This window comes from Ideonella flava, assembly GCF_051857595.1.
GTDB lineage: Bacteria > Pseudomonadota > Gammaproteobacteria > Burkholderiales > Burkholderiaceae_C > Ideonella.
Genome location: NZ_JBPZHD010000008.1, coordinates 54,243 through 70,827 on the forward strand (window position 1 = coordinate 54,243; position 16,585 = coordinate 70,827).

Sequence of the window (16,585 nt, forward strand, 5' to 3'; positions counted from 1 at the left end):
TCCGTTCAGTAGGCGTCGACCCTGATGCTGGCGGCGGTCAGGCCATCGCTGGTGGCGCGCAGCGTGGCCGGGCCACCCGCGCCCGTGGACTGCAGGATCACCTGCGCATGCCCGTTGAACACGCTGCGCTGCCAGGGCACGGCAGGCGTGGTCATGCGAAGCGTGGCCCAGCGGCGACCCTCCTGCGCTTCGTCGAACAGCTTGCGCGTGCCGGCTGGCGGCGTCGCGAAGACGAAGGCGAGCTCGTTGTTCTCCTCCAGCCGGGCCGGGTCGAGGTCGATGGCGCCCTGGCCCTCGTCGCGCCGCGGCGTCACCGCGCGGCCGTTGACGAAGACCTGCTGGCCGGGGGCGATGTCGCCGAGGAACAGCACCACGCGCTCGCCGGCCGGCGCTGCCGGGCGCTTGAAGGTGGCGCGCACCACGTTCCATGCACCGTCGGCGGGAAGCTGCTCGGGCGGCACCCAGGCGAACGCATCACGCCAGCCGGCCGCGCTCTTCTCGGCCACCAGGGCGGCTGCTTCCTCGGCTCCGGCAGCGGACCGGTGACGCCAGCCGACCGGGGCGGCGTAGCGATGCATCTCGGCCGGCTTGTCGGCCTCGTGCGAGCCCGGGTCACCGTTGCCCATCCCGATCAACCGTGCAGAGCCCGAGACCTCGAAGGCGATGCGCTGCTGGGCAGTGGGCACCACGCGGCCCTCGGCATCGACGACCTCCACACTGACCACCGCCACGTCCGTGCCGTCTGCCCGGATGCGCGACCGGTCCACCGTGAGCCTCACCGCCTTGCCATCGCCCGTGGTGGCCACCGTCTCCTCGGCGACCACCTTGCCGGCCTGGAAGCCGCGCGCGGTCAGGCTGCCCGGCTCGTACGGCACGCTCCATTGCAGGTGGCCATGGCGTTCCATGCGCTTGCGGCCGAGCGGCCGCCCGTTGAGCAGCAGCTCCACCTCCTCGGTGTTGGCATAGGCGCGCACGTCGATCGGCTGGCCCTCGCGGCCCGGCCAGTTCCAGTGCGGCAGCAGGTGCACCATCGGCTGGTCGGTCCACGCGGCCTTCAGGTAGTAGCCGCTGTCCTTGAGGGCACCGGTCGTGTCCATCATGCCGAACTGCGACGAGATGGCGGGCCAGCCGAAGGGCGTGGTCTCGCCGCGGTAGTCGAAGCCCGTCCAGACGAACATGCCGGCGATGTACGGGCGCTCGGCGTTGAAGCGCCACGCCTGCTCGAGCGACGCGGTCGATTCGCCGCCCGAGCGCCGGTCGTAGGCGGCGATGTGCACGTGCGCCGGGTCGTCGGCGTAGATCCCCCGCGTGGCGTGGGTGAGGCCCTCCTCGGTCACGACGACCGCACGGTCGGGGAAGCGGCGATGCATCGCGTCGATGTCGTGCTGCGCCTTGTAGTTGAAGCCCAGCACCTCGGAGCCGACGGAGGTGCCCTCGGCCTGGCCCGAGCTCGACGCCGCCAGCGTCGCCGGGCGCGTCGGGTCCATGCGCTTGACGATGGCCTGCATCTGGCGCGCCAGTCGGGTGCCGATCTCGGTGTTCTCGATCGCCCACTCCTCGTTGCCCACCGACCACAGCACGATGGAGGGATGGTTGCGGTCGCGTCGCACCATGCGCTCCAGTTCGTCGCGGATCTGCGGCGCCGTCCCCATCATCCGGTGCTCGTCGAGGACCAGCACGCCGAGACGGTCGCAGGCCTGCAGCAGTTCCGGCGTGGCCGGATGGTGGGCCGAGCGGATGGCGTTCACGCCCATCGCCTTGAGCATCTTCAGCCGCACCTCGTGCATGCCGTCGGGCAGCGCGATGCCGATGCCGGCATGGTCCTGGTGGTTGTTCGTGCCGTGCAGCTTGACGTGCTGGCCGTTGAGGAAGAACCCCTTGTCGGGGTCGAATCGGAGGGTGCGGATGCCGAAGGGCGTCTCGTAGCGGTCGACCACCTGCCCGCCGCGCCGCACCAGCGTCGCGAGCCGGTACAGCTGCGGCGTCTGCAGCGACCACAGCCGCGGGGAGTTCACGCGCAGGGTGGCCGACACATCGGCTGTTGCGTCCGCGGCCACGTGGCGAGCGGGCACGGTGGCGCGGGCGACGCTGCGGCCCTCGGGATCGAGCAGCTCGTGCTCGAGGGTGAACGACTCGGCCGCCTGGCCGTCATTGCGCACCGTCGTGTCCACGGCCACCTCGGCGCGATTGCCGTTCACCGTGGCGCGAACGAAAGTGCCCGAGTAGTCGACGTGCAGAGATTCGGTCTGCGTCAGCCAGACGTGGCGATAGATGCCCGCCCCTTCGTACCACCACCCCTCCTGGGTGGTGGCATCGACGCGCACGGCGACGACGTTATGGCCGCCGTAGTGGAGGTAGTCGGTGATGTCGACACGGAAGCTCGAGTAACCGCTCGCCTCGTGCCGCAGGTAGTGGCCGTTGACCCAGACCACGCTGTCGCGGAACACGCCGTCGAACTCCAGCGTCATGCGCTTGCCCTGGGCGGAAGCCGGGATGGACAGCTCGCGCCGGTACCAGCCGACGCTGTTCTGCGGGAACGCCCGGCCGATCGCCTTCGAGCCGTGCTGCGAGCTGACCCGTTCATCGAACGGCAGCTCGACCGCCCAGTCGTGCGGCAGGTCGACCCGGCGCCACGGCCGGTCGTCGAACTCGGCCGCCGCGGGGCCGTCGCCATAGCCGGCCTTGGCGAAGAAGAACGCACGCGTGCCGTGGTTGAAGTCCTGCGCCGGGTCGCTCGCGTGACCGAGCGCGAAGCGCCAGCCATCGTCGATCCGGATGCGCTGGCGCGCGGACTCTGCGGCCGCCGGGCCGGCGATCATGCCGAGCATCACCAGGAAGATCGAGGCGAGGAAAGAGACTCTGCTCATTGCTTTGCGTGCAACCCTGAAAAAAAGACGCGCAGTGGCCATCAGGCCACCCCACCGGCCACCGCGCGTCAACAGCGGATCTTGCAACCTCGCCCGGCGGGCCGGGACGGCGCCACCTTCACCTCGCCCGGCGTGGGCTTTGCTCCCCTGGGTGCCATCCCGACTCGATGTCCGGAAAGTCACGCCAAAAGGGACCGGGGCGCGGCCTTGTCGCATGGGCAACAGCCTGGCGAGCCCGGGCACCACGGCGGTGGCGACCTTTCGGGCTGTTCAGCGAAGGAACCGGGATCCCTGCGATGCCAGTCTGAATTGGTCCGACCAGTATACCGATTTCCGACCTTTGGTCAAACCAATTTGGCTCAGGACTTCACGTCGCCGCGCCGGCCTTCACCTGAGCCGCAACGCCCATTCGATGCCGCCCAGCACGTGCTGCTGGAACGCAGGCATCTGCCACACGTGCTCGTTATGGCCCAGGGCCGTGTAGAAGACCCGGCCCTGGCCGAAATCGCGGCACCAGGAGATGGGAAAGTGGCCCGGCGCGCGGGTGTTCGGATGCCGGTCCAGCGCGACCAGCTCGTGCACCGCGTCGGGCTGGAAATTCTTGAGGACGTAGATCTCCTCGAGCTGGCCGTCCAGGTTCCACTGGGCCGGCAGCTGGCGGTTGGCAGGATGCGAGGCGTCCTCGTTGATGGCCTCGATGGTCACCTGCTCGCGGTGGTAATCGAACTCGCCGCCCAGCATCTCGATGTACGGGCGAAATCCATGCAGGGTGTCGCTGGCGCTGTGGATCCCGATGAAGGCCCCGCCCTCCCTGACCCACTGGACGAGGGCCGGCCCATCGGGCAGCGGCAGCTCGCCGGTCGTGCTGGCGAAGATGATGCCCTGGTACTGCTTCAGGGCGGCAGGCTTGAGCTTGAGTTCCAGCGTGGCGCGGACCTGCTCACGATAAGCCGGCGAGTCCGGGGGATTGCTCGGCGGAACGGTGGCGAATTCGACCTCGTAGGCGCCGGACGTCGCTCCCAGCGATGCGATCACCTTCTCTGCGGTCTCGATGGAGCTGTGGCGGTAGCCCATCGTGGTCGTGACCACCAGGATCCGCTTCTTCGGCGAGGCGGACATCGAGTGCAGGGGCCAGCCGATCAGCGTGGCCGCGCAGACAAGCAGAACCAGGCGTTGCATCGGCGGATGGGTGGAGTGGGACCGGGCGCGGTTGTTCAACCCGCGAAAGTGTTCGCCGGCAGGCCGCGTGCGTCGGTTTCGACGGCGAACAGCGCGCCGGCCAGGGGCTCGACCGCCAGCTGGGCGGTGCGCAAGCCGAAGCGCGCGCTGGTGATGAAAAGCGTGCTCATCCCGGCGCCTCCGAAGCTCACGTTGGTGATGTGGCTGGTGGGCAGCTGCACTCGCAGCAGCTCCGCGCCCGTCCCGGGATCGTGGCAGCTCACGCAGGCCGCGCCCCAGTGGGCAATCCACAGCCGACCCTGGGCGTCCGTCGTCATGCCGTCCGGATACCCGTCGTGCGGGTCGAAGCGCAGCCACACCCGGGGCTGGGCGATGGCGCCGGAGTCAGGGTCGAAGTCCCAGGCGACCACTTCGCGCCGAAGGGTGTCGTTGGTGTACATCGTGCGGCCATCGAGCGACCAGGTGGGCCCGTTGGTGACCGCCCACAGCACGTCGGCCGCGCGGGTGCCCTGGCCCTGCGGATCGAAGCGGTACCAGGCCCCGGTGGGGGCCTCGCAGTCGAAATCCATGGAGCCGCCCCAGAAGCGGCCCTGCGCGTCGCACTTGCCGTCATTGAACCGGTTGCCGGAGCGCTCCGGCTCCGGCTCGTGCAGCCGCTGCAGGGAGCCCGACTCCGGGTCGAACAACGCCAGGCCGCGACGCAACGTCACCGCCAGCCCCGGGCGGTCGCGGCGCTCGGCCACCGCCGAGATGGTGTCCTCGAATCGCCAGCTGGCGCGGCCGCGGCCCTGGGCATCGCAGCGATTGAGCGTGCAATCGAGGATGTCGACCCAGTACAGCGCCTGCTCTCGGCTCGACCAGCAAACGCCTTCGCCCAGGGTGGCGCCCGCGCGCCACACGCAGCGGACGTCCGAGACGAGATTCGGTGCGGCGGGCATCAATCCGTCTCCTGCCGCGCCACGGCGCCGTCGCGGCCCCCGCGGCCGGACCAGCCCTGGGTGCGACGCGTGGGCCCGATGCAATCCATGTTGACTCCTGGCGCTTGACGGCCGGCAGCTTATCGCCGCATTGCGATATCTGAAAAATAGAGTTTCAAAGAGGTGTCATGCCAAAATGCGTATGAACACGGCTCAGGTCACGTCCAGCGCCACGCCATTGACGCTGAGCGCCGCCTTGCGGATGGCCTCCAGCATCGCGCGGCCGGCAGGCGAGAGCAACCGGTCCGTGCGCGTAATCAGGCCGTACGCGTCCATCTTGCACGCCAGCTGGATCGGCAGCACGGTCAGCATGCCGTGCTCGGCGTAGTAGCGCGCGACGTCGGCCGCGAGCACCGCCAGCATGTCGCTCTGCTGCAGCATGCGCGTGGCGAACAGCAGGGCCGCCGTCTCGATCAGGTTGACCGGCGCCTCCAGACCCTCTTCCTGGAAGGTCAGCTCGAAGCGGTGGCGCAACACGCTGCCGGCGGGCGGCACGATCCAGCCCGCGCCGACGAGGTCGCGCAGGCTGAGCGAAGGCATGGACAGCAGCGGGTGGCCCGGCCGCGCCACCGCGGACACCGGCTCCTCGACCAGCGGCTGGTAGCGCAGCGCGGTCTTGTCGTGGCTCTCGAACAGGCGGCCGACCATCATGTCCAGCTTGCCCTGCTGGAGCCGCTCCATCAGCACGTCGCTGGTCTCGATCTGCAGGGCCACGCGCAGGTTGGGATGCTCCTGCTTCACCAGAGCGACGGCGGCCGGCATCAGCGTCATGCCGGGCGTGGTGATCGCCCCCACGCTCACCTGGCCGAACCGGCCGGCCTTCAGCGCCTCGATCTCGTCGTGGGCCTGGGACAGGCTGGCCAGCGCCATGCGGGCATGGCGGACCATCGTCTCGCCGTACCAGGTGGGCCTCACGCCCCTCGGCAGACGCTCGAACAGCTGGGCGCCCAGCGCGTCCTCCAGATCTTTCAGCAGCTTGGACGCGGCGGGCTGCGTCATGTTCAGGACCTGGGCCGCCCGGTGGATGTTGCCCTCCTCTGCCATCGCGACCAGCAGCAGCAGCTGGCGTGTCTTCAGGCGGGCGCGGATGAACCAGTGGGTGTAGGGAGCGGACATGGGAACAGCGCACTGAAGGTATGCAAGATCGTATATGTCAACTGCGTGAAACTCAATTGGCCAGCTATCAGTCGCGTTCGTACCATCCCGCCCCACATCAAGCCGCAGTGAACATGGCCACGCTCAAGCACTACATCAACGGCCGCTGGGAGACCGGCGTCACCCTGGGCACACGGGAGAACCCGTCGGACCTGTCGGACACGGTGGCGGAGTTCGCCCGCGCCGACACCGCCCAGACCGAAAGCGCGATCCGCGCCGCCGCCGATGCGCGCGACGAGTGGGCCCTGAGCACGCCGCAGAGGCGCTTCGATGTCCTGGATGCGATCGGCAGCGAGATCCTCGCCCGCAAGGAAGAGCTGGGCCGGCTGCTGGCCCGCGAGGAGGGCAAGACGCTGGTCGAAGGCATAGGCGAGACCGCTCGCGCCGGCCAGATCTTCAAGTTCTTCGCCGGCGAGGCGCTGCGCATCCCGGGCGAGAAACTGGCCTCGGTCCGGCCGGGGGTGGAGGTCGAAGTCACCCGCGAGCCGGTCGGCGTCGTCGGGCTGATCGCGCCCTGGAACTTCCCGCTGGCCATCCCCGCCTGGAAGATCGCTCCGGCCCTGGCCTACGGCAATGCGGTGGTCTTCAAGCCGGCCGAGCTGGTGCCCGCCTGCGCCAGCGCCCTGGCCGACATCATCAGCCGCTCGGGCCTGCCGGCAGGCGTCTTCAACCTCGTGATGGGCAGCGGCCGCCAGGTCGGCCAGGCCCTGGTCGACAGCCCGCTGGTCGATGCGATCAGCTTCACCGGATCGGTAGGCGTGGGACAGGGCATCCTGAAGGCCGCCACCGCGCGCCAGGCGCGCGTGCAGCTCGAGATGGGCGGCAAGAACCCGCTGGTGGTGCTGCACGACGCGGACATCGCCCAGGCCGTCGATTGCGCGATCCAGGGTGCCTTCTTCTCCACCGGCCAGCGCTGCACCGCCTCCAGCCGGATCATCGTGACGCCGGGCATCTTCGACCGTTTCGTCGGCGCCCTGCGCGAGCGCACCCAGGCCCTGGTGGTGGACAACGCGTTGAAGCGCGGCACCGAGATCGGCCCGGTGGTGAGCCAGGCCCAGCTGGAACAGAACCTGGCGTACGTGGAAAGCGGCCGGCACGAAGGCGCCGAGCTGCTGGTCGGCGGCCAGCGCGTCAAGCGCGATACCGAGGGCTACTTCATGAGCCCGGCGCTGTTCATCGCCGAGCCCGAGCACAGGATCGCGCGCGAGGAGATCTTCGGCCCGGTGGCCTGCGTCATCCGCGCCCGCGATTCCGAGCATGCGCTGTCGCTCGCCAACGACACGCCCTTCGGCCTGTGTGCGGGGGTCTGCACGACCAGCCTGAAGCATGCGGCGCACTTCAAGCGCCACCTGCGGGCCGGCATGGTGATGGTCAACCTGCCCACCGCCGGCGTGGACTTCCACGTGCCTTTCGGCGGTCGCAAGGGCTCGAGCTACGGCCCGCGCGAACAGGGGCGCTACGCCGCCGAGTTCTACACGACGGTGAAGACGGCCTACATCAACGCCTGAAGACGAAGCACGGCCGCGTCTGCTGCATCCGCGCGCAGACGGGCCGAGTCGTCATCCGCCGTTCTGGCGCCGGCGATAGGCTTCGTACACCTGCTGCGCCAGGGCCTTCACCTCCAGCTGCTGCGCCTCGGTCAAGGGCGAAGTGGGAGAGATCTGCTGCAGCTTGGCGATCACCTCCCGGCTCGAGGCGGCACTGCCGGGGTTGGCTTCGTCCACGATGCGCAACCACGCCTGCCGATAGGCCTCGCCTTCGGCCGGGTTGGCTCCGAAGGGCTTCGCATCGGTCAGGAACGCAAAGGAAGCCAGGGTGCCGAAGTCCCCTCCCTGCGCCGACTTGCGCACGTCGGCCTGCAGGCCTTGGACCACCGCCGGATCGGCGCCCTCCTTGCCGTCGTAAGTAAGCCAGGTGAGGTAGGCCATGGCCGCGCCCGGCGCACCGCCCTCGTAGGCTTTCTGGAACAGCTCGCCCCGGCGCGCCAGCGTGGCGCTGTCGAAGACCTGGCAGCGGCTCTCCTGGCGCTGGGCACGAGCGATCTGGTCGTTCGTGACGCCGCCGAACGAGGCCAGGAGCTTCCTGACGGCCGCCGGCAGGATGGACAGGTTGTCCCGCGTGGTGAACATCGCCTCGGTCGCCCCGACGGCGTGGGCGCAGGCCTGCAGCGCGTGGGCCGCCGCGAGGGCCTCGTCCGGGCGGCCTCCGAATCCCAGCTGGACCTTGCGCTGCAGGTCCGCCGCCGATTCACTGTCGAAGGGATCCTTGGTCACCGGAGCCGCCGACGAGGCCGATGACGCCACTGCTGGCGGCGGGACGGCCGCCACCGTCGCCACGGTCTCGGCGACCATCGGCGGCGCTGCGCGCGTCGGTGCAGCCGCCGGCTCTTCGACGGGCCATTGCCACCACACCGTGCCTGCGATGGCCAGCACCGCGGCCGCGGCGATCGCGTGGCGCCCGTTCATCGCGCCCCTGCTTCGAGGACCACGCGGCCCAGGATCCCGCCCGGCTGGCCCGGCGGCGCCTGGATGAGCACGGTGACTTCACGTCGCGCCGCGCCCTTGGGCAGCAGCACCTCGAACGGCGCAGCGCCGTAGCCGGTCTTCTCGCCCAGCTTGACGCCATCCACCCAGACCTCGGCCTGGCCTGCGATGCTGCCAAAGACCAGCCGAGCCCGGCCGTCATTGCGGTCGGCGCGCACGGGCATGCCGGACCTGTACAGGCGGAAGGGTTCGGCTTCCGGGCCGCGGCGCATCGGCGGCTCGTCCCAGCCCCAGGAGTTCATGTCCGACTCGGCCAGCACGATGTTGGGATCGGGTCGCGTGGCAAAGGCCGGCGAGACGCGCCAGCTGAGCAGCGGCGTCGTCGGCTCGGCCGTCGGCACGCTGGTCGGCGCGTTGACCGCCTGCAGGGCGATCACGCTCTGCGCGCCTTGCACACCCGCGGCGGAAGCCCGCAGCTTCAGCTCGCCCTGGCCGTTGCGGCGACCTTGGACGATGACCTGCGCCAGGCCGTTGAACAGGCTGCGCTCGCTGGCCTTGTCGGGCTCGTGCGAGTTCGGGTCGCCATTGCCGACGCCGATGAGCGCGCCTTCGCCTTCGATCTCGAACTTCACGTGCAGGTTGGCCGTGGGCACCTCGCGGCCCTGCGCATCGACCACGCTCACGGTGATGGGCACCGCATCGAGGCCGTCGCCCGCGATGGCGTTGCGGTCAGGCGTCAGCACCAGCCGCGCCGGCGCCCCGCTCGTCTCGACCGTGTCCCGCCCGAGTTCCTTGCCGCCGGCCAACGCGACGGCCTCGATCCGCCCAGGTGCATAGGGCACCTTGAAATGCGCCATCTCGAAGGGATCGACGTCCTGCTCGCCGATGACCGCGCCGTTGAGCAGCAGCCGCACGCGCGGCGCGTTGCTGGCGACCATCACGTGGATGGGCTGGCCCTCGCGGCCGGGCCAGTTCCAGTGCGGCACCAGCTTCACGACCAGCCGATCCTTCAGCTTCACCCACTGGGCCTGGTGGATCCAGAAGGCGGTCTTGGGAAAGGCGGCCAGGTCCATCGCGCCGAAGAAGGAGCTGGCGCTGGGCCACTCGAACGGGGTCGGCTCGCCGCGGTAGTCGATGCCGGTCCAGATGAAGCTGCCGGCGATGAAGGGGCGGGTGGCAATGGCGCGCCAGGCATCCCGATGCGTGTTGCCCCACGATGACGGCTCCTCGTCGTAGCCGGCGAGCACCTGCGCAGGGCGGTCGCTGACGAATTCGCCGCGGGTCATGTAGGCCGAGGTGTCCTCGCTGCTGGTCATGGGCCGCTTCGGGTGCTTGCGGTGGTACTCGTCGTAGGCCCAGATCTGGTAGTTCACGCCGACGACGTCGAGCACATCGCCCGCGTTGACGCTGTTGAACAGGCCGCCGTGCATCGCCCCCGTCACCGGCCGCGTGGCATCGAGCTTCCTGATCGCCGCGACCATGCGCCTCGCCATCTCGTAGCCGGCTTCGGTGCTCTGCAGCGGCTCCTCGTTGAAGAGGGACCACAGGATCACGCTGGGATGGTTGCGGTCGCGCCGCACGAGCCAGGTCAGCTGCTGGAGGTAGTCGGGCGAGGGGTTGAAGTTGCGGTTCTCGTCCATGACCAGCAGGCCCATCCGGTCGGCCATGTCGAGCACCTCGGCCGCCGGCGCGTTGTGCGCGAACCGGATGGCGTTGACCCCCATCTCCTTCAGGCGGCGCAGCCTGTATTCCCAGATCGACTCCGGGATGGCGACGCCGACGCCGGCGTGGTCCTGGTGGATGCACACGCCGTACAACTTGAGCGATTCGCCGTTGAGGAAGAAGCCCTTGTCGGCGTCGAACCGGAGGGTGCGAAAGCCGGTCTGCACTTCCGTGCGGTCCAGCTCCTTGGATCCGTCGCGCAGCACCGCGCGAACGCGGTACAGCTGCGGCTGCTGCAGCGACCAGAGCTTCGGATCGCGAACCTCGAGCGTGGTGCGCGCAACCGCGGCGTCCAGCGCACCGACGCGAGCGCGCGCGCTGCCCTTGGCCACCTGGGCGCCGGCCGGGTCGAGCAGCGTCACGTCGACCACCGCTTCGCGCGCGACCTTCGCGCTGCTCTCCAGCGTCACCTCGACCGGTATCGTCCAGCGCCCCTGGCTCTTGACCGGGTTGGCGTGCAAACCGTCGGTGGCGATGTGCACCGCATCCCGCTTGACCAGCCAGGTGTGGCGGTAGATGCCCGCGCCTTCGTACCACCAGCCTTCCATCGCTTCGGCGTCGACCCGCACGGCGATGGTGTTGACGTCGGCGCCGTAGCGCACGTACGGCGTGATGTCGATGGAGCGACCGTTGTAGCCCGACCAGTTTCGGTTGACGACGACCCCGTTGACCCACACGGTGCTGTGGGTGGCGATGGCGTCGAACTGCAGTTCCAGGTGCCGGCCGCGGTCGGACTCCGGCAGCTGCAGGTAGCGGCGGTACCAGCCGATGCCGCGCGGGCGGTAGCCTTGCGAGGCGTTTTCCTTGGGGTCGAAAGGCCCTTCGACGGCCCAGTCGTGGGGCAGGTCGAGGCGCCTCCAGCCGGAGTCGTCGTAGTCGGCAGCGGCCGCGCCCCCGGCGCCATTGGCCTTGCCATTGAAGTAGCTCATGCCGTGGCCCTTGACGGGCGGCGCAGACACCTCACCGAGGTGGAAGAGCCAACCCTGGTCCAGGGACAGGCGATCCCGGCTGGCCAGCGCAGGCATGGCAAACATCAGCAGCGCAAGCAAGGCGCCCATCAGGCGGATGACAGGGTTCATGGTCTGGAAGTGGTTACCGATCTTCGGCGGCCAACGACAGGCACCCGGCGCATGGCAGCGCAGGCGTCGCGTTGATTGGTAAGACCGCAAGGCGCCGAAGGATACATGGGCAAACGCCTGGACCGGTGCTGCTTTCTGTAGGGAAATCCGTGAACTCGGGTTTGTACTGGTAAGACCGATTGACGCCAATGGCGACACTGGCATGACCAGATTGGTCAGGCCACGGATCCCGGGTTCACGGACTGTCCCGCGGCGTCGCCCCAGCGATGGGGCGGGGCCGGTCCAGCCTGATCTGCACCTGCCCAAGGTGCCCCACTGCCGATTCTTCAAGCCGTGATGGCCTGTGCCTGACGACCAGGCGCGGCGATCTGATCAACATGCCGAAACCCATGCCCAACAGACTGTGCAAGGCGCTGGTCGCCGCCCTGCCCTTCGTCGTCTCCGTCGCCGCGGCGGCCGAGGCGCCGCGCATCGCGCAACGGGAGGGCCGCCACGCGCTGATCGTGGATGGCGCCCCGTTTCTCGTCCTCGGCGCCCAGGTGCACAACTCCAGCAACTATCCCGAGGCCTTGAAGAAGGTCTGGCCGGCGATCGCCGACATCCACGCCAACACCGTCGAGGTGCCCATCGCATGGGAACAGATCGAGCCGGTCGAGGGCCGGTTCGACTTCAGCTTCGTCGACACGCTGATCGCCCAGGCCCGGGAGCGCCAGCTGCGCGTCGTGCTGCTGTGGTTCGGCACCTGGAAGAACACCAGCCCGCAGTACACGCCAGCCTGGGTGAAGTTCGACAACAAGCGCTTCCCGCGCATGGTCGACAAGGCCGGCAAGGACAGCTACTGCCTGTCTCCCTTCGGCGAGCAGACGCTGGAAGCCGACAAGCGCGCCTTCGTCGCCCTCATGACGCATCTGAAGAAGCTGGACGAGAAGGACCGCACCGTGCTGATGGTGCAGGTGGAGAACGAGGTCGGCACCTTCGGCCTGGTGCGCGACTTCGGGGTCAAGGCGCAGGCCGCCTTCGAGCGTGACGTGCCGGCCGCCGTGCTGGCTCGCAAGAAGGCGCCGAAGCCCGGGGCCGCGAAGGGATCGTGGCACGCCGTCTACGGCGACTACGCCGAGGAGTACTTCCACGCCTGGGCGATCGCCCGCTACATCGAGGATGTCGCCAAGGCCGGCCGCGCCGTCTACGACCTGCCCCTGTACGTGAACAACGCGCTGCGCGATCCACTGGAGCAGCCGCCGCAGCCCTGGAAGAGCAACTTCGCCAGCGGCGGCCCGACCCACGACGTGATCGACATCTACAAGGCCGCGGCGCCGCACGTCGACATCGTCGCGCCGGACATCTACCACCCGGAATGGATCAAGGTGCAGGCCCACCTCGGGCAGTTCCAGCGCTCGGACAACGCGCTGTGGGTCCCAGAGCTCGGCAACGCCGAGGCCTATGCACGCTACCTCTACCTCATCCTGGGCCGCGGTTCGATAGGCGTGGCGCCCTTCGGCATCGACTACTTCGACTACGCCAACTTCCCGCTCGGATCCAAGCGCGGCGACGCGGCCATGGTGGCGCCCTTCGCCCAGGTCTTTGCCGCTTTCGCCCCGATGCAGAAGCATTGGGCACGCTGGGCCTTCGAAGGCCGCACCTACGGCGTCGCGGAAGCCGAGGACCACCACGACCAGACGCTCGAGATGAAGGGCTGGAAGGCCAACGTCACCTTCGGCCAGTGGCAGTTCGGCGAGCGGGAGTGGCCGGGCAACCAGAAGGAGTCGCCGTCCCACGCGGCCCAGCCCGTGGGTGGGGTGTCCATCGCCCAGATCGCCGAAGACGAGTTCGTGCTCGTCGGCCAGTACGCGCGCGTGCGCCTCGAGGAGGCGCAAGGCAGCGGGCGGGCCCTGATAGACAGCGCCGAGGAAGGCCGGTTTGATGCCAACGGCCAGTGGGTGATGGAGCGGCGCTGGAACGGAGACCAGGTCGACTGGGGCCTGAACTTCACAGGCAGCCCGCGCGTGCTCAAAGTGAAGATGGGACGCTACAAGTGATGCCAGACCGCCAAAGCTTCAGCCGGGCGCTGAGAAGCGCCTTCCTCGGCGCCTTCTTCGCTCCGGCCGCGCCTGCCTGGGCGCAGGCCGCAGCGGACGTCGTCGTCCTGCCGGCGCCCGCGGCCGCCTGGCGCATCGTCGTCGGCCACTGGGAGGGCCAGTCCGAGCTGACGGGCGACAGCGTGGTCGTGCCGCCGCCCACTGCCGAATACGCCCGCGCCAGCCACCTCGGCGCCAGCGTGCGTGGCACGGCCGGCCAGCGGGAGGCGGTGCTCTTCGAATGGAAGGACCTGTGGCAGTCCAGCCTGCGCTTCGAATCCCGCGAGCCGATGGACCTGCGCCCCTACCTCGGCGGCACGCTGGAATTCGACCTCGACGTGGGCGAACTCGCCAAGGGCGGGATCCGCGCGAAGGTGAGCTGCGGCGAAGGTTGCGAGCGACCTGTGAGCCTCATCGAGCCCGGCCGCGACTGGGCCGGCAAGGGGTGGCAGCACGTCTCGCTGGCGATGACCTGCTTCGTGCGCGAGAACGCGGACTTCTCCAAGGTCAGCCTGCCCTTCGCCCTGGAGGGCATGGGCAGCGGCCGTGTCAGCGTGGCCAACGTGCACATCACCCGCAAGGTCAGGCCCGGCCTGTCATGCCCCGACTACCGCACCGAGTCGATCACGCCGGCGATGCTCAACGAGTCTTTCGCCATCGACTGGTGGTTGCCGCGCCACGAGCAGAAGCTGGAGGAAAAGCGCCGGCTCGTCGCGGCCGGCACGCCGCCCGAGATCGTCTTCATCGGCGATTCCATCACCCAGGGCTGGGAGAAGGAAGGGTTGGAGGTCTGGCAGCAGCACTACGCCGCGCGCCACGCGCTGGCGCTGGGCTTCGGCGGCGACCGCACCGAGAACGTGCTGTGGCGCTTGCAGCATGGCGAGATCGACGGCATCGCGCCCAAGGTCACGGTGCTGATGATCGGCACCAACAACACGGGCCACCGCGCCGAGAACCCCGAGACCACGGCCGCCGGCATCAGGCGCCTGCTGCAGGAGATCCGGCAGCGGCTGCCCAGGACCAAGGTGCTGTTGCTGGCCGTCTTCCCCCGCGGCGAACAGCCGGACGACTTCCTGCGCCGCCAGAACGAGCGGGTGAACAAGCTCATCGCCCGCCTGGCCGATGGCCGCAGCGTCCGCTTCCTCGACATCAATGCCGCGCTGCTCAACGCCGACGGCACGCTCAGCAAGGAGGTGATGCCCGACCTCCTGCATCCCAACGCGGCGGGCTATGCGATCTGGCAGCGCGCCATGGAGCCGACCTTGCAGAAGCTCCTGAACGAGTGACCGAAGCGCGCATGCGCCAGCGCCGCGGTCCGACATGAGCCGATGACCGCGACCTTCCCTTCAACAAGGGCCGGCACCGGCCCCAGGTGACACCCGAGATATGCCCATCAACGACAGAAATGCCGGCCCCTGGTCTCGGCGCTCCTTTCTTCAAGCCTCTGCCTGCGCTACCGCAGCCGCAGCGAGCCCGGCCATGGCCGCCGCAGCTGCGTTCTCTCCGACGTGGGACTCGCTGATCGACGGCTACCGCGCGCCGGAGTGGTTCCGCGATGCCAAGTTCGGCATCTGGGCGCACTGGACGGCGCAGTGCGTACCCGAGATGGGCGACTGGTACGCGCGCAACATGTACCTGCAGGGCAACTGGCAGTACGAGCATCACCTCAAGACCTACGGCCACCCCACGAAGGTCGGCTTCATGGAGATGCAGAACCGCTGGAAGGCCGAGGCCTGGGAGCCCGAGGCCCTGATGGACCTGTACGTGAAGGCCGGCGCGAAGTACTTCGTGGCGCTGGCCAACCACCACGACAACTTCGATGCCTACGACTCCAAGTACCACGCCTGGAACTCGGTTCGCATCGGCCCCAAGCGCGACATCGTCGGCACCTGGGCCAAGGTGGCCCGCGCCAAGGGCCTGCGCTTCGGCGTCAGCAACCATTCGGCGCACGCCTGGCACTGGTTCCAGACCGCCTATGGCTACGACCCCGAAGGCCCGCTGGCCGGCCAGCGCTACGACGCGTTCCGCCTGACCAAGGCCGACGGCAAAGGCACCTGGTGGGAGGGCCTGGACCCGCAGGACCTCTACACCGGCCGCAACATGGTGATGCCCGACGGCATCACCACCGTTCGCACGGCGAACGAATGGCACGAGCAGAACGACCGCGTCTGGGACGAGAAGGCGCCGCCGCAGAACCCGGCGTTCACGCGCCAATGGTTCCTGCGCTGCCGTGACCTGATCGACAGCTACAGGCCCGATCTCCTGTACTTCGACAACACCGGCCTGCCGCTCGGCCAGGCGGGCCTGGACATCGCCGCCCACTTCTACAACGCCAGCATGGCCTGGCACGGCGGCAAGCTCGAAGCCGTGCTCAACGGCAAGCTGGTGCCGCCGGAGCGCCGGGCCGGGCTGGTGGAAGACGTGGAACGCGGCGGCCGCGATGGCATCGAGCCCCTGCCCTGGCAGACCGACACCTGCATAGGCGACTGGCACTACAACCGCGGCGTCTTCGACAGCCACTCCTACAAGTCAGCCGCCAGCGTGATCCACCGGCTGTCCGACATCGTCTCCAAGAACGGCAACCTGCTGCTGTCGATCCCGGTGCGCGGCGACGGCAGCATCGATGCCGACGAGCGAAAGATCCTGGCCGACCTCGCCGAATGGATGGGCCGCAACGGCGAGGCCATCCACGGCACGCGACCCTGGCGAGTGTTTGGCGAAGGGCCGACCCGCGTGGCCGGCGGGATGTTCAACGAGAACGCGTCGCAGGCCTTCACCGCCCAGGACTTCCGCTTCACCACCAAGGGCGGCGCACTCTACGCGATAGCGCTCGGCCGGCCGTCCGACGGCCTGCTTCGCATCGCCTCGCTGGCCCAGGATTCGGCCCTCGCGCCGGGTGCCATCGAGCGCGTCGAGGCGCTCGGATCCACCGACAGCCTGCCCTTCACGCGCCTGCGCAAGGGCCTCGAAGTGCGCCTGCCCGAAGGCCTCGCCCACCCCATCGCGGTCGTCCTGAAGATCCGTGGCCAGGGCCTGGTCTGAACTTGA

At 69.0% G+C, this 16,585-nt stretch carries 10 protein-coding genes; 4 read left to right on the forward strand and 6 right to left on the reverse strand.

Going from position 1 to position 16,585, the window contains the following annotated elements:
• Positions 1-5: 5 nt before the first annotated feature.
• The 4 genes from galA (ACS5PM_RS18110) to ACS5PM_RS18125 form a co-directional block, all read right to left on the reverse strand.
• On the reverse strand, positions 6-2,867 hold the full coding sequence (gene galA / locus ACS5PM_RS18110; RefSeq protein ID WP_439389072.1) for a beta-galactosidase GalA: 2,862 nt from the start codon (positions 2,865-2,867) through the stop codon (positions 6-8).
• A 387-nt stretch (positions 2,868-3,254) separates the two neighbouring features.
• The gene (locus ACS5PM_RS18115; RefSeq protein ID WP_439389073.1) at positions 3,255-4,046 is read right to left on the reverse strand and encodes a ThuA domain-containing protein; all 792 of its coding nucleotides are present in this window, start codon (positions 4,044-4,046) and stop codon (positions 3,255-3,257) included.
• A 35-nt stretch (positions 4,047-4,081) separates the two neighbouring features.
• Positions 4,082-4,984 carry an SMP-30/gluconolactonase/LRE family protein gene (locus tag ACS5PM_RS18120; RefSeq protein WP_439389074.1) on the reverse strand — a complete coding sequence of 301 codons (903 nt, stop codon included), beginning with the start codon at positions 4,982-4,984 and terminating at the stop codon, positions 4,082-4,084.
• A 192-nt stretch (positions 4,985-5,176) separates the two neighbouring features.
• Positions 5,177-6,139, reverse strand: a complete 963-nt coding sequence (locus ACS5PM_RS18125; RefSeq protein ID WP_439389075.1) for a LysR family transcriptional regulator — start codon at positions 6,137-6,139, stop codon at positions 5,177-5,179.
• Between the two features lie 113 nt (positions 6,140-6,252).
• Between ACS5PM_RS18125 and ACS5PM_RS18130 the strand changes: the two genes are divergently transcribed.
• The gene (locus ACS5PM_RS18130; protein WP_439389076.1) at positions 6,253-7,686 is read left to right on the forward strand and encodes an aldehyde dehydrogenase family protein; all 1,434 of its coding nucleotides are present in this window, start codon (positions 6,253-6,255) and stop codon (positions 7,684-7,686) included.
• 51 nt (positions 7,687-7,737) lie between these two features.
• On the opposite strand, the gene ACS5PM_RS18135 is transcribed toward ACS5PM_RS18130, so the two are convergent.
• Positions 7,738-8,643: a hypothetical protein gene (locus ACS5PM_RS18135; RefSeq protein ID WP_439389077.1), complete on the reverse strand. Its 906-nt coding sequence runs from the start codon at positions 8,641-8,643 to the stop codon at positions 7,738-7,740.
• Positions 8,640-11,462, reverse strand: coding sequence for a beta-galactosidase GalA (gene galA / locus ACS5PM_RS18140; RefSeq protein ID WP_439389078.1), 2,823 nt, complete (start codon positions 11,460-11,462; stop codon positions 8,640-8,642). The genes ACS5PM_RS18135 and galA (ACS5PM_RS18140) overlap by 4 nt, the downstream gene beginning before the upstream one ends.
• 389 nt (positions 11,463-11,851) lie before the next feature.
• Between galA (ACS5PM_RS18140) and ACS5PM_RS18145 the strand changes: the two genes are divergently transcribed.
• The 3 genes from ACS5PM_RS18145 to ACS5PM_RS18155 all read left to right on the forward strand — a co-directional run bounded on the left by ACS5PM_RS18145 (position 11,852) and on the right by ACS5PM_RS18155 (position 16,579).
• Entirely contained in the window at positions 11,852-13,498 is a 1,647-nt protein-coding gene (locus ACS5PM_RS18145; RefSeq protein WP_439389079.1) for a GH35 family beta-galactosidase, read from the forward strand.
• Positions 13,498-14,823, forward strand: a complete 1,326-nt coding sequence (locus ACS5PM_RS18150; RefSeq protein ID WP_439389080.1) for a GDSL-type esterase/lipase family protein — start codon at positions 13,498-13,500, stop codon at positions 14,821-14,823. The genes ACS5PM_RS18145 and ACS5PM_RS18150 overlap by 1 nt, the downstream gene beginning before the upstream one ends.
• A gap of 193 nt (positions 14,824-15,016) precedes the next feature.
• Positions 15,017-16,579, forward strand: coding sequence for an alpha-L-fucosidase (locus ACS5PM_RS18155; protein WP_439389081.1), 1,563 nt, complete (start codon positions 15,017-15,019; stop codon positions 16,577-16,579).
• Positions 16,580-16,585 lie beyond the last annotated feature (6 nt).